The organism is Candidatus Dependentiae bacterium (genome assembly GCA_026389015.1).
Classification (GTDB): domain Bacteria; phylum Babelota; class Babeliae; order Babelales; family Vermiphilaceae; genus JAPLIR01.
Genome location: JAPLIR010000026.1, coordinates 1 through 20,457, shown reverse-complemented (window position 1 = coordinate 20,457; position 20,457 = coordinate 1). Strand labels below are relative to the sequence as shown.

The 20,457-nt window shown below is 40.2% G+C and carries 19 protein-coding genes; 14 read left to right on the top strand and 5 right to left on the bottom strand.

The window, feature by feature from the left end; genetic code table 11:
• Nucleotides 1-43: 43 nt before the first annotated feature.
• The 4 genes from NTX86_05150 to NTX86_05135 all read left to right on the top strand — a co-directional run bounded on the left by NTX86_05150 (nt 44) and on the right by NTX86_05135 (nt 3,187).
• Nucleotides 44-1,669 carry a hypothetical protein gene (locus tag NTX86_05150; protein MCX5922682.1) on the top strand — a complete coding sequence of 542 codons (1,626 nt, stop codon included), beginning with the start codon at nt 44-46 and terminating at the stop codon, nt 1,667-1,669.
• 120 nt (nt 1,670-1,789) lie between these two features.
• On the top strand, nt 1,790-1,999 hold the full coding sequence (rpsU, locus tag NTX86_05145) for a 30S ribosomal protein S21 (protein ID MCX5922681.1): 210 nt from the start codon (nt 1,790-1,792) through the stop codon (nt 1,997-1,999).
• A gap of 16 nt (nt 2,000-2,015) precedes the next feature.
• Nucleotides 2,016-2,411, top strand: coding sequence for a ribosome-binding factor A (locus NTX86_05140; protein MCX5922680.1), 396 nt, complete (start codon nt 2,016-2,018; stop codon nt 2,409-2,411).
• A gap of 11 nt (nt 2,412-2,422) precedes the next feature.
• Nucleotides 2,423-3,187: a prepilin peptidase gene (locus NTX86_05135; protein MCX5922679.1), complete on the top strand. Its 765-nt coding sequence runs from the start codon at nt 2,423-2,425 to the stop codon at nt 3,185-3,187.
• Here the strand turns inward: NTX86_05135 and NTX86_05130 are convergent.
• Nucleotides 3,184-3,657, bottom strand: coding sequence for a prepilin-type N-terminal cleavage/methylation domain-containing protein (locus NTX86_05130; protein ID MCX5922678.1), 474 nt, complete (start codon nt 3,655-3,657; stop codon nt 3,184-3,186). The two genes, NTX86_05135 and NTX86_05130, sit on opposite strands and share 4 nt — an antisense overlap.
• Before the next feature lie 639 nt (nt 3,658-4,296).
• Between NTX86_05130 and NTX86_05125 the strand changes: the two genes are divergently transcribed.
• From NTX86_05125 to NTX86_05095, 7 genes are all read left to right on the top strand, one after another.
• Nucleotides 4,297-5,718, top strand: a complete 1,422-nt coding sequence (locus NTX86_05125; GenBank protein MCX5922677.1) for a Mur ligase family protein — start codon at nt 4,297-4,299, stop codon at nt 5,716-5,718.
• 319 nt (nt 5,719-6,037) lie between these two features.
• A complete protein-coding gene (gene atpB / locus NTX86_05120; GenBank protein ID MCX5922676.1) occupies nt 6,038-6,772 on the top strand; it encodes a F0F1 ATP synthase subunit A in 735 nt (244 codons plus the stop codon).
• 3 nt (nt 6,773-6,775) lie between these two features.
• Entirely contained in the window at nt 6,776-7,744 is a 969-nt protein-coding gene (locus NTX86_05115; protein MCX5922675.1) for a hypothetical protein, read from the top strand.
• 30 nt (nt 7,745-7,774) lie between these two features.
• Nucleotides 7,775-8,926, top strand: coding sequence for a glycosyltransferase (locus NTX86_05110; protein MCX5922674.1), 1,152 nt, complete (start codon nt 7,775-7,777; stop codon nt 8,924-8,926).
• 82 nt (nt 8,927-9,008) lie between these two features.
• On the top strand, nt 9,009-11,690 hold the full coding sequence (locus tag NTX86_05105; protein ID MCX5922673.1) for a cache domain-containing protein: 2,682 nt from the start codon (nt 9,009-9,011) through the stop codon (nt 11,688-11,690).
• Nucleotides 11,691-11,775: 85 nt separating this feature from the next.
• Nucleotides 11,776-12,762, top strand: a complete 987-nt coding sequence (locus NTX86_05100) for a cysteine synthase family protein (protein MCX5922672.1) — start codon at nt 11,776-11,778, stop codon at nt 12,760-12,762.
• Nucleotides 12,763-12,915: 153 nt separating this feature from the next.
• The gene (locus NTX86_05095) at nt 12,916-13,623 is read left to right on the top strand and encodes a hypothetical protein (GenBank protein MCX5922671.1); all 708 of its coding nucleotides are present in this window, start codon (nt 12,916-12,918) and stop codon (nt 13,621-13,623) included.
• An 8-nt stretch (nt 13,624-13,631) separates the two neighbouring features.
• Here NTX86_05095 and NTX86_05090 read toward each other — a convergent pair whose 3' ends face one another.
• The 3 genes from NTX86_05090 to NTX86_05080 all read right to left on the bottom strand — a co-directional run bounded on the left by NTX86_05090 (nt 13,632) and on the right by NTX86_05080 (nt 16,766).
• The gene (locus NTX86_05090) at nt 13,632-14,594 is read right to left on the bottom strand and encodes a hypothetical protein (GenBank protein MCX5922670.1); all 963 of its coding nucleotides are present in this window, start codon (nt 14,592-14,594) and stop codon (nt 13,632-13,634) included.
• Nucleotides 14,595-14,992: 398 nt separating this feature from the next.
• Nucleotides 14,993-16,573 carry an AMP-binding protein gene (locus NTX86_05085; GenBank protein MCX5922669.1) on the bottom strand — a complete coding sequence of 527 codons (1,581 nt, stop codon included), beginning with the start codon at nt 16,571-16,573 and terminating at the stop codon, nt 14,993-14,995.
• 4 nt (nt 16,574-16,577) lie between these two features.
• Complete coding sequence (locus tag NTX86_05080; protein ID MCX5922668.1) at nt 16,578-16,766, bottom strand: ferredoxin; 189 nt, start codon at nt 16,764-16,766, stop codon at nt 16,578-16,580.
• A 145-nt stretch (nt 16,767-16,911) separates the two neighbouring features.
• Here NTX86_05080 and tmk point away from each other — a divergent pair, with 145 nt between their 5' ends.
• Both tmk and NTX86_05070 read left to right on the top strand, forming a co-directional pair.
• Complete coding sequence (gene tmk / locus NTX86_05075) at nt 16,912-17,550, top strand: dTMP kinase (GenBank protein MCX5922667.1); 639 nt, start codon at nt 16,912-16,914, stop codon at nt 17,548-17,550.
• A complete protein-coding gene (locus NTX86_05070) occupies nt 17,523-18,311 on the top strand; it encodes a hypothetical protein (GenBank protein MCX5922666.1) in 789 nt (262 codons plus the stop codon). The genes tmk and NTX86_05070 overlap by 28 nt, the downstream gene beginning before the upstream one ends.
• Before the next feature lie 9 nt (nt 18,312-18,320).
• Here NTX86_05070 and NTX86_05065 read toward each other — a convergent pair whose 3' ends face one another.
• Nucleotides 18,321-19,481 (bottom strand): PDDEXK nuclease domain-containing protein, encoded by a 1,161-nt coding sequence (locus NTX86_05065; protein ID MCX5922665.1) that lies wholly within the window; start codon nt 19,479-19,481, stop codon nt 18,321-18,323.
• A gap of 494 nt (nt 19,482-19,975) precedes the next feature.
• Between NTX86_05065 and NTX86_05060 the strand changes: the two genes are divergently transcribed.
• Nucleotides 19,976-20,457: hypothetical protein (locus NTX86_05060; GenBank protein MCX5922664.1), on the top strand; the 482-nt coding region annotated here is incomplete at its 3' end.

The following is a 20,457-nucleotide window of genomic DNA, read 5'->3' as shown; positions in this document are numbered from 1 at the left end:
GCTATAAGTATCTAAGAATTAGAACCATAGAAAGGATTTTGTAATGGCTAAAACCTATCCAAGAATACTTCTGTTGCTTGTAACACTGCTTGGAATAAGTAATGACGCGCTGGCGCTTTCCACGTTGTTAAAAAGTGACCCCTATCCAATATTTACAACACTTGATCCGGAAACTTTTTTAGAAACACGTGAAAAATTAAAACTCAAAGGGTACGATATTCAACCCTCATGGCTTGAACGTTTTAGCTTCTCACTTTCAGCCTTCGGACAAAATGCTTGTATCGGCCGCATTGACGCAGAATGCATCCCACCTATTATTAAGTGTTGTGGAAATGAATGTGATGCCAGTGGTCCCAAACCAATTATCCAAAGTTGTGTTCCTGGTACTCGCGTGTGTGATGAAACTGCTACCCAATTAGGTGACATGGAAGGCCGTTGGGGCATGATTGGATTATTGTATGGAAACGTACCAGCAACGGCGAATAATTGCTGCGGTGGAATGGTAACAACAGTGACATTGGCGTGTGCCGGACTACAAGGTAATACTGCTATTGACGGACTTCAAACTACACTTTGTCCAGGCAAAGATAATTCAGCTTCTTTGTTAACATCTTCAGCACTTGCGCAAGCAATTAACTGTTTAGGTTTTAATCCAGATTCAAAAAACGGTATCAAATTAGACAATCCAGAGTTTATAGACAACAACCAAGAAGTAGGTTTCTTTTCTATTCCTATGAGTTATCGTAAACGCGGCGCTCGATTTCAAGTAGACGCACGCATTTATGGTGATTTTGGCATGAGCGTGCAAACGAGCGTTGCCGAAACGTGCCAACTGGTGAAATCATTCACCAACCTAACTCCTGGCCCACTAACCAATGGAAACGATGTATGGAATGGCAATAGTGGCTGCATCACTGTCAGCAAATGCCTCATTAATACCTGTCTGATGGATCAGATTAAAATCATCGCAGAAGAAATCAATCTCAATATTGAGCGCTTTAATGCAACCTCCATTGAAGAAGTTCGTATTAATGGTTACTGGCGCCACGCTTTTGAGATCAATAAAAATGAAGATGAATGGCCAGAATTCTTGTTGATTCCTTTCTTTCAAGCAAGCTTCAGTGCATCTCCTGGAAAAAGAAAAAATGTTAACAAAGCCTTTGGCCTCCCCTTCGGTAACAATGGCCACAACGCAGCCGGTTTTGACGCTGGTATTAACATGGACTTCTATGACACCATAGAAATCGGTGGCGAAATGGGCTACACCCACTTCTTTAAACGAAGCCACGTGCCACTACGCGTGCCAAACTCTCCATGCCAATCTGGTATCTACCCATACTGCACTAACGTGTGCTACCAACCGGGTACCAACTGGAGCATTGCAGCAAAACTATCGGCATACCACTTCCTTGCCAACCTTTCAATGTACTTCCAATATCTACTCGTTATGCACAAACAGGATAAAATTTGCCTCATGCAGCCAGACAAGGACTTCTTCCCAGAATTACTCGAAAGACGCTCAGATTGGAAAACGCAAATGGCCAACATAGGATTCAACTATGATTTTTCACCGCACATTGGGTTAGGATTCCTGTGGCAGGCACCGTTGCATCAACAAAATGTCTATAGATCCAGCACTCTTTTGTTCTCGTTTAATGTGAATTATTAAACCTTAACCCTGAGAGATAGCGATAAAACACTGGACATCTGAGGCAAAATAACCTAGAATATATCAAATAACTAAGAAGCACATAATTTTCAATTGTATTAAATAAAGGTTTTGATCCTAATGTCAAAAAAAGTCTCAAATATCGAAATTCACGTTAGTTCAAACGTTGAAAAAGCATTGCGCCAACTTAAGAAGAAAATTGAACGTGAAGGCGTTGTTCGTGATATGAAGCGTACCGTTTACTTTGAATCTCCAACACAAAAAAGACGCAAACGCTTAATGCGCGCTATCAAACAAAACTTTGTACGCATGTTGACCCTAGGTCAATAACCAAATCGGCTCTCATATGATAAGTAAAAATGTAAGAAATATTAGACGTGTACAAAAAGAGACTCAACTCCTACGAGAAATCTCTAATCTTATCTTGCAAACATCACTTGATGCGCCTGAATTAAAAGAGTTATACGTTAACCGTGTAACCCTATCTCCCGATAGAAGCAGATGCTATGTTTACTTTGCTACCAATGGCGGCAAGGAAGTTTTTGACAAGAAACTTGGCCATCTGATTCTTTATAAGCCTTCAATGCGTACTGCTCTAGCAAATAGCTTAGACCTTCGCTACACTCCCGACCTTGTTTTCCGTTATGACCAAATCTCGGAAAAAGAACGTCGAATTGCAGAGCTTTTCACTTTGATTTCTCCTGATACAACACCCGTTGACCATCAATCTGAAAATCAATAAGTATTAACTATATGATACACACAGCATTTTTTATGATCCCCCTTTTTTTATGTTGGGGATCATTTCTTAATGTTGTTGCGTATCGACTTATTCATAATGGCTCATTACTTAGGCCACGGTCATATTGCCCTCACTGCAGACGCACGCTTGCTTGGTACGATTTGATTCCCGTACTTTCGTGGCTTTTACTCAAGGGCTCATGCCGTTACTGCAAAAAATCGATTTCATTTCTTTATCCCTTAATTGAACTCGTTACCGCTCTGAGCATGACCATGCTAACCATTTATGTGCCATGGGATTATTTTCTTGGATACTTCATATTTTTTTCAGCCCTTATTGTAACTATTCGCACTGATCTTGAATTCATGCTCGTGTCGCGCTTTGTGAGTTTGTTCCTGGTGCCGCTGGGGATTCTACTGAGTTTTTTCAATCTCTTGCCACTGTCACTATGCGAAAGTGCACTTGGCGCTTTGATTGGTTACGGTATACTTGCTGGCATCGCACGTACCTTTTTCATACTCACCAAAAAGGAAGGCCTTGGCCAAGGGGATGTGGATCTTCTAGCTTTCATAGGCTCATTCACCGGTATTTATGGTTGTTGGATTAGTTTGCTCATTGGCTCACTGGCCGGCTCAGTCATTGGCATAACCTATATGGCTTTCTTCAAACCGAACAAATCATTTAAGATTCCTTTTGGCCCATTCTTGGCACTAGGCGCTATGATATTTGTATTATTCGGCCCATCACTGATGCGCATACTCTTACATCTCAACTAACTCGCCAAATCATCCTGAACAACAACTATATTATTATTTTCATCGACGGTCATAATATCCATAACGCCATCACCATCAAGATCACCCGCTGCAACAGCCACGAACCCTTGCGGTCCGACATGCGCTACAGAAAGACTTCCCGCACTCGCTCCTAACTTACCGGTAAAATAGTTTCTGCCCTCACCGCCAGAAAATCCATAGGTGTAGTAGAATTTCTCATTGGCGCCACCAGTAGTATAGCCTTCTGGCTTCCAACCTATGCCACCTTCACCGTTTAATACATCAGAATATTTGCCGTGCTCTGCCCAATAAGCCTTTTGAGCTGCGTAGATTGAACTCAGGTTCATATAGGCTTCGGCTCGTTTTGATTTGTGTAAGAATCGCATGAAGCTTGGCACAGAAACAACCGCTAAGAATGCGATGATGGCCACGACGATCATTAATTCAATTAAGGTGAATCCCTTTTTCATTATCATCCTCCCCTCTTTTAATTACCCAACTTTACCTCACTATACCCTACCGGCAACCCATAAAGTCAATCTTCATCGAATTAACCCCTCACACAGCCTAAACGCCGTGATTTAGGGGACACCGAAAATAAGCACCCTAACCGGTGCCAGATTCTTGGCCTCAACGAAAAATAATGCCTTATCCGGCGATCCTATAAGAATGACACAGGCCTTATCTTGCTGAATTTTTGTTTCACATAGAAATGTTTGGCCTTGATTTGTGGTGTCTGCCAGGAGGCCTATGACGGTGTCGGAAGCCCCCCCAATAAGATGGCCCTCTTTCAAGATCTGGACGATCGATTCGAGTTATTTACTATCATTCTAATTCAGCTGTTTTTTATTCATTTTATATCTTTGTAAATAAATAGGCCTTAACTAATCACTAATTGCTTGTTTGACATTTTTATAAATTGCTTTATATTTAGAGATAAGTCACGAAATCTTATACGATTCATGACTCAAAACATCACGTTAATTCCACACACTAAAAATGACCGTTGAACATCTTGCACTTACTACTAGGTAGACAAGAGGATAAGTAATAATGAAGTTAGTAGGCAGTTAAAATATATGGGTACAAAGTAAGATAGGAATAACCATATGAAGAATATAAAACAAACAACTCCGAAAGATACCGTCGCGGTATCTAAACAACGTAGCTACAGCGAAATCGTTGAGTTTTTGGATGCCAATTGGACAACCAATACCAATGATACCACGTTGCAATGTATCAAAAAATTAGACCAAGCGTTTGGCTCTATTGCACAAAAAACCAATGCTATATTGGTTGCAGGAACAAATGGTAAATCTCTTACCATCCATTTTGCTGCTAAATTGCTCAAACAAGAAGGTCTGACCGTTGGTGCATTCTATGCGCCTCATATTTTGACCTATAATGAATTATTCTCCCTCAATAGCGAACTTATTTCTAATAAGACGTTTACTGAAGTTGGTAACGAAGTTATTAACACCGCACAAACAATCGGTGTAACTCCTAACTCATTAGACATCTTAACTATGATGGCATTACTCTACTTCAAAAATAGCAACTGTGATGTTGCGGTGCTTGAAGTAAGTAAAGATGGTGCACATAACCCCGTAAATATTTGTAATCCAAAAATTGCAGCTATTACTCGTCTTACCAGCGATGAATCAATCGAAAACGAAGACGCTATCGTGGCTAAAGCAATTGAAGAATTGACCGGCATTGTAAAAACAGGCACTCACGTAGTCTGCGCCGATCAAAGTAAATTAAGCTTGCAAGATATGGCAGTGATCGTTGAGAATAAGGGTGGCATTTGGTCCATGCCTATTCGTAAATTAGCAGCACTTGCTTATCCGTTTGAACAATTACATGGCCGTTGCGCTGCATTAGCAGAACGAATTGCACAAATTTACGTTAATCTCGTAATAAATCGTGAATCAATTATCGTTTCTGGCAGCTTGTTGACCAAACAAAAAGGTCAACGTGGCCGCCCAACCATTGAAGCAAAGCGTCAATCCGAACTCAATCCACGAAAAACGATTGAACAATTCTGGAAAGATGAACAAAGCTCATTGTCTGGACGCTTCCAATTATTGGATAAAGAAAAGCCAACCATCTTGTTGGATAACGCAAGCAATCTCGATGCATTCAAGAACTTGCTTCTTGGTATCAGATTATTGCATTACAAAAAACCTCTAAAAGGCTTAACGCTCATTATCGGTTGCACAAACCCAAACCTTAACGTTGATGAATTCTTGAAATTATTGCGTTACTTCTTCAAAAAGACATCTGGACAAGTTATTGTCTACCCAGTTGACCTGATGCCAGGCCATAATGGTGAACAAAACTTAGATGTTGAGAAGATCACCAATAGCATCAAGAGCATGCAAATTAAGGCTAAATCGAGCAAGAACTTCAAAGAAGCTTTTGAAGCAGCACAAAAAACCGTTGATGAACGTCAAGGCCTTGTGGTTGTAACCGGATCATCATCTGCTGTTGCTGAATACTGGAAATACAAAGGCATCAAGAAACTCTAAATAAGTAAAACATATATGACTCTCTCATCGATTTTATTGTCGGTGATTGCCGGGTCAAGTATAGGTTTAATCTATGGACTCTCCTTTTTTATACAAAAACGGAGAGTCCTTTTGATTAATACACATAACGAACTCCCAGGCCAAACACCTTCCTTCAAATCAAAATGCATTAATCTTATTTTCTCCCTTTCACGGCTTGCAATTTTAGCTACGCTATGGTTATATTTATTGCGAACACCATCGATCATGTTTATACTGGTGGTACTTTGCTTCTTAATAACTTTTTGGCTGGTAATTTTAACAAAGAAAGCAAACCTGCATGAAGGGAACTGAGCTTTTAGAAATCAAAACCTGGACTCTTTATTGGCTCGGATTAGACCATAAATTTTTTGAGGTAAACATCCCCACCATCACCGGTACGTGGATCACCATATTTCTACTCATTCTAATCCTCATCCCTATAAATCGCTCACTACGCAATAAAAATAGTATCCTGCGTCATGCGGTTACTAAATTTATTGCTGCGTTTATGGATATGTGCCAACAATCATTAGGCGATAACTTTTCATTCAATCATTTTTGTTTTATTACGACACTCTTTCTATTCATTTTGCTGTGCAATATCATTGTGATTATCCCATGGATGCCTGAACCAACAAAAGATTTAAACACTACACTTGCGCTTGGTTTACTTTCGTTTCTTTACACACAAATCTATGCCATCAAATCACATGGCATAAAAGCGTATCTTAAAGAATATACCTCCCCTATTTTTCTTATGTTCCCTCTGCATGTGTTGGGAAAGATTGCGAGCATTATTTCAATATCATTCCGCTTGTTTGGTAATATTTTTGGTGGCGCCATCATTAGCCATATTTATTTGAGTACCATAGAAGGATCCATTATATATGAAACACTTGGACTTCTGAGTGGTACAAACTTTGCCCTATTATTTTTCTTTGGAATATTTGAAGGATTCTTACAAGCATTTGTATTTACCATGCTCACCTTAACCTACCTATCAATCGCCGTACAAACAAGCCACGAGGAATAATGCATGATGACAACACATAATTATTCAGACTTTTTTCACTATGGCACCATTGCTCTTTCTGTTGCCCTAACCTCACTCGGCGTCGGCATTGGTGAAGGCATAGCAAGCCAAGGAGCGCTTGAAGCTATGAATATTCAACCGAACGCAAAAAGTGATATTGCGCGTACCGCAATTATTGCTATGGCACTCATTGACACCGCGGCCATTATTGGTATAACCGTAGCACTTATGCTCTTATTTGACGTAAAACATCAAGCACCAAACATCTATGCCAGCGTTGCAGAACTCGGCATTGCCTTTGCAATCGGCATTTCTGGCCTTGTATTGGGACTAGTTTCTGCTTTGCCTGCCCAACAAACAATGTTTGCGATTGCACGCCAACCATTTTTTAGCCAACAAATTTTCAGATTCATGCTCATTACACTATCCATTATCCAAACACCTATTATTTTTGGCTTCATCATTGCCATATTCATTAAAGATCAAGCTGCAGGGGTGACTACCGCTGCTGAATGCATTCGCTTGATTGCCAGTGGAGTATGTATTGGGCTAGGATCTATTGGACCGTCCATAGGATTAGGTCACTTTGCAAAAACCGCCTGCCAGTCTATAGGAATTAATAGAAATGCCTATGGACAATTGTTTTCATTCACATTGATTAGTGAAGCAATCATCGAAACACCTATTATTTTCACCCTCATTGTTTCACTGCTTTTAATTACCACTACTATTCCCGATGACAACATGCTTACCGCCATGGCAATGCTGGGATCAGCAATTTGTATGGGTATGGGCACCCTCGGCGCCGGTATTGGATCAGGTAAAACAGCAGCGGCGGCTTGTCAACAAATTGCCATAAATCCCGAGCAATACTCGCTTATATCCCGCACCAGTATGTTGGCTCAAGGATTAATTGATACAAGTGCTATTTATGCATTATTAATCGCACTTCTTTTATTTTTCTTCAAATAACAAGGGAGTAATTTTAAAAAAAAGGATCTCATGAAGCAAAAAAATGACCTCCATGTTCTCTATATAATAACCAAACTTGAATTAGGCGGCGCACAAAAAGTATGCCTCAGTCTTCTTGAAGGACTAGAATCGTCAGAAATGACAGCAAGCTTAATCTCAAGCGCCCAAGGCACCTTGGTTAATGCCGTCAAGAATAAACCCAATGTCGTATTACTTAAAAGTCTCCAACGAGAGCTATCTTTTTTTACTTTATTTAATGAACTCAAATGCTTTTTTGAATTAATTGGCCACATAAGAACATTTAAAAAAAAATATCCCAACTTAATTGTGCACACCCATAGCACCAAAGCTGGTATATGGGGACGTTGGGCCGCATTCTTTGCTGGTGTCACCAACCGCGTGCACACTATTCACGGCTATGCATTTCATGCACATCAATCAAAATTGGCATGGGTTACCATCTATATGTGCGAATTACTCACCAGCTTTGTCACCACACATTTTGTATGCGTGTCATCTGAAGATGTTAAAACAGGCATAAAACTATTCCCCCGCTTTGCAAAAAAACATTCCATTATTCGTGCTGCCGTGGATTTTAAACAATTTTATATGCCGGCAACAAAATTAACGACATTTCCCAACCACAAACAAAAATTTATTTTCGGTACCGTCGCCTGTTTTAAAAAACAAAAAAATTTATTCGATTTATTACAAGCATTTGCTTTTGTGCATAAAAAAGATTCGCGCACCCATCTTGAAATCATTGGCGATGGATCGTTACGTCCGTATATTGAACAATGGATCATCAAACATCACCTCACTGATGCTATCACCTTACATGGCTGGCAAGAACACGTCGCACCCATTATGATGGATTGGCATGCTTTTGTCTTGAGCTCCCTCTGGGAAGGATTACCGTGCGCTATAATTGAAGCACGATTATTAAAATTGCCCGTTTTAAGTTATAACACGGGTGGCATTCACGATGTTATTATTTCCGGAGAAAATGGCTTCTTGTACAAACAAGGCGATTTACAACACCTTGCTCACGGCATGCTGAGCTTAACGCAGAATCAGCCTCTCCATAGCAAAATGCAACAATACCCTGATGATTTGCGTGATTTTGACACACCACAAATGGTCCACGAACACCTTGAACTGTACCAGCAACTGGTAAAGTAAATTTTCTCTTAAACTATTGCTCTATTCTATCAGCGCTTGATAGGATCAAGAAAAAATAGATACAAAAAATAAGGAATGAACCATGCTAACAATGTTTGAGAGACTTGGACAAAACATAGATTGGCAAAAAATACTCTACGCATTCCTCCTCATGTTATGCCTGGCAAGCGGTATTACTACAGTCATGCTAGTCAACAGTTACATTAAAGCACAAGATGATATTATTCAGGCAGCAAAAAAGAATGCCGAGGCACAAACCGTAAAAGCCGCCAAAGAAATTGATGATTTTCTCACCTTGCTCAATCCACTCGTACAAGGCATCGCTAATGATATTAGCGGCACGACTCCTGCCAAAGAAAAAATTCTGAATCGCTTACAACAAAAAGCCACCAACGTAGCGGGGATTGGCGTGGCCTTTGCTCCCTATGCCTACGACAAATCAACAAAATTATTCGCGCCTTATTATGTTGAACGCGAAGGCAAACAAACTCTTCTCCAATTAGAATCACTCTACGATTACACGCTCCCAGAATACATACGTTATGCGCAAACTATGAAAGAAGGAAAACCAGTATTTCTTGAGCCATTTTTTGACAAAGGTAATAATACTATCGTCGCTGAATCTGCTGTGCCATTCTTTGATGCTAGTAAAAATGCAATCGGCGTTGTATTTGCCAACCACTCAACCGAACACATTCAGAATGTTATTCGAGATCTTGAACTCGGAACCACAGGATACGGATTTGTAATTTCAAAAAAAGGAACCTTTGTAGCTCACCCTATTAAAGAATTCGCGCAAAAATTAAAAACTATTTACGATATCGCCACTGAATCAAACAGTACCACTTTAAAAGAAATGGCAGACAAGGCAACTAAGGGCGAAAGTGGCTATATCGACTATGTGAACGAAACTACCGGACAAGCATCATGGATGTTTTATCAACCTATTCCTTCAGCAGGATGGGCAATGGTTGGCGTATTTGTTAAAGACGAGCTTAATCTTAACACTAATGAACTCAAGCAAAAAAGAATTCAAATTGCTCTATCACTCATTATTTTTCTCATGTTTCTATTTTTTGTACTCTTTAATATCGCTCATCCAACACAATTCACCTTGTGGGCATGTTCGCTATGGACTGCGTTCCTACTCTTGTGTGGCATTATTTTTATATGGTATTTAGCACATACCTTTGTTCGTTTTCAGCAGGAGCAATCTGACACGGTGATTATTCAAGATCGTACCAGCTTAGTTCGCTTTCTTGAAAAAACAGCTAAAGAACAAGAACTCACCACCGAAGCTCAAAAGAAAGATCAAGCCGGAGATAAGGCACAGGACGAAGCACGAAAAGCTCAAATAAAATCAGGCAAACCAACAGACACAGAAAACATACAACGATCAACGCTCGCCACAAGCCAAGCGCTGCTGCCAAAAAACGCAGAAGAAAAAGCCGGTGCAGCAGCTGAAAAAATAGATGCTAAACAAAAGGCGGCTCTGGAACCCGCACTCCAAAAATCTACATCCACACCCGACAAATCAGTGCCTGCAAGCACCCAAACGCAAATTGACACGTCGGGCTCTACGCTCGACATGATTCAAGTGCGCTTACAAAACGTTATCAATAACATGAATAACGTAGCCAAAGTTCTTGCTGAAAAAACTGGCCTGGGACAAGCGCAGCCAATTCCTGCGGTAACACCAACCTCAGACATCGGCAAACTGCCAGAGGCTGTAACCATTGTTGATGCTGGCGCACCAGCTAGTAGCACGCCAGCCGCCCCTGCTGCGGGTGGTCATGGTGGTGGCCACGGTGGAGGCCATGGTGCTGCATCTGCCACGGTAGAAAAAATCTACATACCAACGGGTGTCTACTTACAACATATAGAACTAACGCTCAATGCCGTCAAAATAATGGGACAAGTCTGGCAACGTTTTGATAAAACAAAACATGCCAAAATCAAACGAGGTTTGACCTTTCAACTGTCTGATGCGAAGATGTCTGATTCGTACAAATTTGAAGACGGCAACAACGATGTTGTTGGATGGAACGTACAAGCTACGGTAGATCAAAACTTTGATTACACGACCTACCCGTTTGACACCAAGCTCGTTAAAATACAAATGTGGCCTAATGATTTTGATAAAGGTGCCCTTTTAGTGCCTGATCTTGATGCCTACAAAGTTATCAACCCTACGGCGTTGCCCGGCCTTGATCCTACAACCGCGATTCTTGCATGGCGCATGGAACAAAGTTATTTTAGTTATCAAAAAAATAAATACCTCACTAACTTTGGTTATTATATTGCCGGACCTTTTGGCGCCATTGATAAATCAACTAAAACACAGACACCTGATTTTTATTTTAACATTGTACTGCGCAGAAACGTATTGAACACGTTAATGTTCTTACTTATTCCTATTATTAGTATGATGCTTTCAATGTTTATTCTACTCTTTTTAATGGGACGAAACCTTATTGATAAAATTCCGCCGGTCATTGCAACCGTAACCGCATTAATGTTCAGCGTATTCCTTGCGCACCAACAATTTAAAGCAGCAGTTCTAGTACCTCAAATTATATTTTTTGAGTACTTTTACTTCTTGCTGCACTTTTTAATTATTAGTACAACGATAACCGCATTTTTACATTATTCAGAGACAAATTTTTTTATTATTAAATATGAAAACTTACTTATTCCACGACTAATTTATTGGCCATTTATTATGAGCACTATATTGATATTAAGCCTTGTGTATTTTTATTAAAAAAAACAATGACGTTGCCATGACAAATACACAAAGATACACTATACTTTCTTCAGGCAACAATCATTAAGAAAAGGCAATTACCATGAACAGAGTTTATAATAATTTATTAGATGCAATTGGCAACACACCACTGGTTAAAATGAATTTCGATTCACCTGCTACCGTGTATGCAAAATTAGAATATCTTAACCCAGGTGGCAGCGTCAAAGATCGCTCAGCATTGTATATGATTGAGCAAGCAGAAAAACAAGGCCTGCTCAAACCAGGTGGCACCATTATTGATGCTTCATCTGGCAATCAAGGAATTGCAAGCGCCATGATCGGCGCACTCAAAGGCTATAAAGTAATCATCTCCGTATTTGAAAAAATCAGCCAAGAAAAATTACAAACTATTTTGGCTTACGGAGCAGAAGTTATTAAATGCCCTGCGACTGAATTTCTTGAAGATCCACGCAGCTACCATAGCCAAGCAATAGCTTTGCACAAAGCAACACCAAATTCATTCATGCCTAACCAATATTTTAATCTCTCCAATCCAGAAGCGCACTATCATTCATTGGGTGCAGAAATCTGGCGCCAAACTGAAGGTAAGATTACACACTTTTTTGCCTGCGCTGGCACCAGCGGCACGATCAGCGGCGCTGGTCGTTATTTGAAAGAAAAAAATCCTAACATTAAAGTGTTGGCAGTTGATTCGGTCAACTCATTCCGTGCAACAAAAGGTAATCCTAAACCATACAAAATAGAAGGCATGGGTGTTGATTTCGATTCACCAATTCTCAGCAATGGCATGTCAGTGATTGATGAGTTTTTGACCGTAACAGATGACCACGCATTGGGCATGCTCAAAACATTGGCGCAGCATCATGCATTACTCGCTGGCCCAAGCAGTGGCGCAGCAGCATATGTTGCACAAGAATATACCAAAAATTTAGGGCCTAACGATTTGGCCGTGGTAATTTTTGGTGATTCAGGCAGAGCATATCTGACCAAAGGCTTTTATACACAAGCAACTCCTGCATTAGATACGGTAAAAAAACAAGAACCGTCACAATCCATAGCCCTTTAATAAAATTCTCCTCTATAGTTAAAGTAGAAACCAGATTGCATGGTTTATAGTTAACTATGGAGGAGTTATATGCTTTTAATAAAATGTCAAACTAGGCTAGCTCTCGCTAGTCTAGTTTTTTCACTATCTACGTGTATTCAAATAAGCATTGCAATGGCAAAACCATCAGCGCCGGTCACATCAATGGCGCAGCCTGCAAACAAAACCCTTCTCAAACTTGCACCGACAATGAATAATAACAACGGGTTTCGTGCAAGCTTTAGTAAGACACTACATGAAGACTTAGGATACTATGCTGCAAAAATAACCATTATTGCCGGAACAGCACTAACAACAGGTAGTTGTTACTTGTTATATAACAATAAAAAACAGCGAGAAAAAATAGTAGTTTTACGACAAGAAATGAAAGAACTCCAGACCGCACTCACGTATAAAATAGAAGCACTAAAAAAACTGATGGATGATCAACACACCGAGTTTCTCGCACGCATTGATGAAGATAAACAAGAAAATAATGCACGCCATGATAGTACTATTAAACATCACGAATATGCCCATGCACAAAATGAATTCACCCACGAGGAATTAAGAAAAATACGCAATATTCCCTTAACTGATTGCAAATCAGAAAAATTAGAAACATTAAAGCAAGAAATCAACAATACGCATGCGGCAATTCAAACACTATGTCAGAAGAATCAAGAAAGTCGCATGCTACGAGCAGGATCTAAAAAATTACCTGCTTCAGCTCCTGTCGTACCACAACAAGAACCTACAAAGTCGTGGACACGATATCTCAATCCCCTAACTCCTGTTGTGAGCGCCTATTCATGGATGAAAAGTTGGTTGGTGGGTTCATAAAAACATGATTATTGACTTAAAATAACGGCATCAAGAAAATCAAGATTAATGGGTTCCGGTTTCATACAAAAAGCACCATCAATAATATGAGAGCCCAAACATTTTTGCAGATTATGTTCACGACCAAAAATAACCTTAGTTGTCTTGACGTGCTGGTAGCCAAATTTTTCAAGCAATTCGCCAACACGGCCAATGTGCGAGCCACCTGCAATAGCGATGCTTTTTTGTTTATCTTGAGCATTCATGACTGAATGGACTATTTTTAAATCAAGCAGGCCACTATCAAAGGTTAATAATGTTTTGAGCAATTCTAAACGCCCTTCAGGTTTTGCATGAGTATTTAAAAAATCTGCTATGGTCATTTGTTGATGACGATCGATATGTAATTCTTTCAATTGATTCTTTGCATCATGAATTCCCTGCGCGTACATTTTTTTTGCTATTGGACCATCTTCATAGGCCTGAATCTGGGCAATCTCGTGCAATACTTCATCCCTCAAGGCTGCCACAAGTACCGTGGAAGCTGAGGGGAAATTATTCATATCTGCATGCAAATTATTAAGCACCGGCCCCAAAGAGGTCACACGACAAAGTCTAAATTCTACATTATCAACGCTTAGTCCCATGGTACGACCCTTTTCTGCCAGGCCTCCCAAGATTCCCCCGCGAGAATTAACCATAAATCGTCCGCACGCCAACCGACCACTGTCGTTAGCTGAACTCAAATCTTCCACTACCACGTTAGTATTTTTCTTGTCGCATTGGGTTAATAGTTGCTCAATCTTTTGCATTTGATCACCCGTCACGGCATGAGTTTTGTCATGAAAGTCACTACAACCAATAAAATAATGGTCTCGATTACGTTGCGCATCCCACCTCTTCATAACTTTTACTTCGTAAATAAAGGCATGACTCCCTATCGATAGCGAAAGGAGATACGTCAAAACTATATAATAACCTCTAAACTTCATACCATGCCCCTAGTGATTTACCTCTATTGTATACTGTTCATATTATACTAATACTAATTCAAATAGAAATTATTATCAAGGATATGCGCATTAAAGGCAAAATAAATAGGAAGCATGCATGCTTTTCTATGAAACAAAAAATGAACTTTTGTGGAATTTTAAGCAAAAAAAACCCCCATCCAGACAGAACGTCACAGATAGGGGAAATGGAGGTTATCTAAATCAATATTAAAATCGTATACCAAGTTTCATAAAAAATCAAACTTATTTTCGAACGCTCGATCTGGTGATTATTAATAGAAAATTCAGATCCCTGGTCACAATAAAGAATTTCAAAATGAATATGGACCAATTGGCCTTAGCGCATGCTCGAATGCCCCTTTATGCCTTCCTACAGCCTATTTTTCGGGATTCAATCGCTTTCTGAGTACCTTTTTATCAACTTTAGCTGTAGCGGTCACCGGCAAGTTCTCTGTTGTCACAAAAAATTCTCGGGGGACTTTGTAGTTAGCCAAATGATTTAAACACAGTTGTTTTAACTCTTTTTCGATTCCTGGCTGCGCAACGCGCACCTGTAAGAATGCCACCGGCACTTCAGTCCCCGATTCATCAAGCTTGCCCACAACCCCAACCCGAATAACATTGGGATGGAGCATCAGTACGTTTTCGATTTCTTGCGGATAAATATTAAAGCCTTTGTGAATGATAAGATCTTTCAAGCGGCCTGCTATCACAATCTTGCCATTTGGGTCGATATAGGCCAAGTCTCCCGTATACAGCCAGCCATCTTTAATAGTCGCAGCAGTCATTTCTGGGGCATTGTAATAGCCAAGCATGACGTTGTCACCTTTAACGGTAAGATCTCCAATGGTTCCATCTGACACCTTTTGACCTTTTTCATCCCGAATAGCTACTTCTAAGCCTACCAAAGGAATACCGATGCAATTAGTGGGCTCGGTAACAGCGCCAAGGTCTATAGATACGGCTGGCGATGTTTCAGTCAATCCGTAGCCATTGTATAATTTGCGACGATATACCAAGGCAAATGCGGCACGAATTTTATCAGGTAAAACATCTGCGCCAGACAAAAATACTCGCACGGTATCGAATGACAATGTTTTGAGTAAACAAAACAAACCAAATAACGCCGGCACACCAAATACCACCGTAGGTTTATGCTTTAAGCCTGCTTCAATATAGCGACGCTCAATTTTAGGTAATAAAATCACGGTGTAACCAGAAAAAGTACTCATCCACACAAAAGCATTCTGCGCAAAACTATGGAACAACGGCAAGATACCAAAAACACGGTCTGTTGAATATATAGCGTGACACGCAGCAAGCTGCAATACATTGGTCATAATATTTTTAGAGCTTAACATAACACCTTTTGGCAAGCCCGTAGTTCCTGAGGTGTACAACAAAGCAGCCATTTCGTGGGGTTCGAGTTTACGGATAGCAAACAGCTCAACATTATGCGGCACCGCAGTTACCAAATCCATATCTTCTTCAGTCATAAACTGCGCATACTTTTGCGCATCAACTTTTTCAAAATTTTCACGATTACTTGATGCCGTTATAATCATCTTAGGTTGTGCATCATGTACAATGTGACGCAATTCGGTTTCGCCTAAAAAAAAGTTAAGTGGCGCAACCACAGCACCTACCTGCACGATAGCAAAATAACCAACATAAAATTCAAATGAGTTCTCAAAAAAAAGCAATACACGATCGCGTGGTTGCACACCTTTTTCGAGCAATTTTGTGCTCAACAAGCTGGCGCGATAATACAACTCTTTAAAGGTGATTGAACGGTCTTGCCAAATCAAGGCAACATTGTCAGGAAATCGTTTGACTGCTCGCTCAAGCAGCTGCCCTAAACACAATAATTTTCCGTCAACTAAACTCTCTTGATACAGCTTATCAAACAGTTGCTTTGCATCATGATCATAACCATATAATTGTTTTTTTATCGACATACGCTTACTCTTCCTCGTACTTAATAACATTAACCGGACATGCGAGTGCAGCCTGCCTAATACTCTCTTTATAGACAGCAAAATCTACACACTTTTTGACACGCGAAACATCAGTTACTTCAAACACTTCTGGCGCAATAAATTCGCATGCACCACAGGTAATACACCCCGGTTCTATCATAACTTTTTTCATAAAATCCTTTTACATAAATCATCAAAAAAAACGCAAACGTTTTGGCGTAGTAGAATAAAGACATTACCCAAACAATGCGCTATACTTTTTCAAGTATAAGATAAAATATCGCAAACTACCACGATAAAAAAACAACGCAAAAGCTATGATAAAACAAGGTTTTCTACTTACGCTTGAAGGCATCGACGGCTCAGGAAAAAGCACGCTCGCAAGCAACCTATTTGAAGCGCTCAAACAAAAAGGGTTGCCAGTATTGCTGACCAAAGAACCGGGCTCTACGCCGCTGGGCAAACAATTGCGAACCTTGGTGCAAGAAAAACAAGTACCCATCACCGCCAAAGCTGAATACCTCCTTTTTGCAGCAGATCGCGCACAACATTTTGAGGATGTGATTATTCCTGCGTTGCGCAACAAACAGTTGGTGATCTCCGATCGCATGGCCGATTCGTCGTTAGTTTATCAAGGCTATGGCCGAGGACTGGATCGTGAAACGATTGCTATGATTAACGCCTGGTCAATGAATGGCATTACACCCAACCTCACCCTCTTTGTTGATATTCCTCTTGAAGTTTCCTTACTACGTCTTAAAAAACGCAATGAACAACTCACTTCATTTGAAAAAGAAAGTACTGAGTTCACCAAAAGATTAATCGCTGGCTTTAAAGAAATCTTCAGCACACGCGATAATGTCATCACCTTAGATGGTCAAGAATCACCTGAGCAACTGGCACAAAAAGCTTTAGATGGAGTAATGCAATGGCTCATGCAACACAACATTCTTTAAACGAAAACAATGCGCTTTTGAGTCCACAAGCAGACCATGCCTTGACCCCTCCTGCACAGTTGTGGATAGGGTCACATGACTTCTTAGTTGAGCATACAGAACTTTACCTACAAAAATTCTTTTGTGCACAACAAGGCTGTCAGTATTGCACTGCCTGCACACAAATAAGAGATCGACAGCATCATGCTGTACGTTGGGTTAAGCCAGAAAAAAATTACACGCTCGATGAACTTTCCATCATTTTCAACACCATCGCATACGCGCTTAATCCTGACGAGCACTTTTTCTTTGTGCTTCAAAAAGCAGATTTTTTGACGCTGACCTGCGCCAATAGTTTGCTCAAATCGCTCGAGGAACCACCAGCAGGTTACCACTTCATTCTTTTGGCTGAACGGCAAGAGCCAATACTGCCCACGATTCGTTCCCGCTGCATTGTCCATTCATTCAACACTTCAGCGTTCAATCGAACCTCAGCCTTATTTGATTTCTTCACCACCACAAAAGCCCACAACCCCAGTATATTCTTAGCCGCTCTTGAGCAATCAAAAATAACCGAACGAGACAGCATTGAACTCCTTGACGCCTTATTTGCCCACTGGCTTGCCATCTGCAGAAGCGCAGTCATAGAAAACGAACAAATGGTCGTCAAAGAATCGTATAACGTTATTACCAAAATCCAGCAAGCGATCACCATGCCCCCTATGCCCGGCAGCAGCAAGATTTTCTGGAAGAATCTATTCCTGCAAATCAAGAAGTTATAAAAACACATGTTATTTTTTTATTATCTTCGCTTTTTTAGATTGTCGCCTTTTAGGCTTAGCCTTTGCAATGGCTTTTTTTCTAGGCTTAATTGCCTCAGCTAGCATCTCTTGCTTTTCCAATTCTGTTTCTATCTCAGCTATGGTTGGCAAACTGCTCTTGAGCTCTTTAGGCAATTTCTTAGTGATTTCTGTTGTGTACTCAGCGACGCCGATAGGCTTATTAATACTACGCAATGCATATTCCACAATGACATTATCTTTTGTCTTGCATAATAGTAACCCAATGGTTGGCTTGTCTTCTGGCGATTTTATTAAATCATCCACGGCAGATAAATAAAAATTCAACTGCCCGATATCTCGTGGATCAAATTCTTTAGCCTTTAACTCTACTATCACAAAACAGCGCAACTTAAAATGATAGAAAAGGAGGTCGAGGTAAAAATCTTTGCCGCTTACCTCAAGATGATGCTGTCTTCCAACAAAAGCAAAGCCCTTGCCCATCTCAAGCAACAGCTTTTGAATGTTGTCTATCAACCCTTTTTCCAATTCTTGTTCAGTATACTCATCGGGCAGACTGAGAAAATCAACAAAATACGGATCTTTAAATGATTGTTGTGCTTTTTCGGAATGAGGAACCAACAACGTTTTAGTAAAATTGGTTATCGCCTTACCTTCACGATGAAACAAGTTAGTCTTGATACACGATTCTAACGTAGCTCGGCTCCAACCTTCTACAAGTGACTTTTGTGCATACCAAAGTCGTTCACTATTATTTTCAAGCCTTTCAAGAAGCACCACGTTATGCCCCCAGGGAACACTGAAAATCGGCAATTCTTCTAATTGTCGCACAGCTGTGCGACTTTTTTCATAAGCCTCATAGAATGCCTTAATCCGAAATATATTGGCCCTTGAAAACCCCCCTCTTCCGGGAAATGCATTTTGCAAATCGTTGGCAATACTTTCGATGTGATGAGACCCCCAATCATTCTCTTTTTGTTTAATAGCAATGGTTTTTCCAATCGACCAATAAAGATTGTTAAGTACTTGGTTAACGCCAACAACTGCTTCAAACTGGGCTTTATGGATTTGCTCTAGAATACTTTTTAAGGCCAAAGCATATTCTTTGGAAGAAATCTTGATTTCAACGATTTTTTTTATTTTTTTAATCATAAGCTACTTTCACCATAAATATTGAAAAACAATCTCAAAAAAAGTATATAACACATCGCCCCTAAAACCATACTTTTGTCTTCTAAAGACTGAAAGTATCGCTTAAGATGCAATAAAATTACACAAAGTTTTATGAAATGTAGCCAAGGCGCCCCAGGGCTTACGCATTTAAAACCTTGAATTAAAAGGATAATCTCAACGCCGTCTTCCCTGAATGTAGCCCTATAAAATAGGGCGAAGTTGAAGGGTGTTTTCTGGAACGCTTCAAGTACGCGCCAAGGGCGCTTCCCTCAGCGAGGTCGGCGGGAGAAATTTTTTTGATGAGAAAAAACTCTGAAAAAACCTTATTTAAAACCTATTTAAATGGCGACACCCGGCTAGAAATTCCCCCCGTCCTTGCCAAAATCACCATAATCCATATACTTGTCAATAGATGGATTTTAATAAATAGTAAACGATTCTTTTCGTGTTATTTTTTAGTTATGGAGAATTTCATGAAGAAAACTCAAGGCATATGGATTATCGCAGTATTGTTTATTGCCATAACGACATTTGGCATAGGCACACAGAAAACTACAAGAACCACAACGAGCAATTCTACTAATACTTCTACAAAGACCCTCAAACGATACGATAGAAATGACCACTGGGGCGCATGGTGCGGATCTGTTGTTTCTGCTTTTGGACGCATGGCTACTAATAACTTTGACAAAAAATTTAATTACAACCGTATAACCGATGCCCCAAAACCTACGAGCACCCCTATCAATGGCGTTCATATAGAACGCAATGGACAAGGTGCCATTATCCACATCAGCGATGGCAAATCACCCCTTATTCTGGGCAGCATTCCATCACAAGAAACCAATATACACAAACTCAGAGACGAATTCGGACTGTCGGACGTTGCTATTATTAAGGTCTATACCCTGAACCGCCCTTTTGAGCGTAATTGGTCCGGGCTTGCCAAACTTGT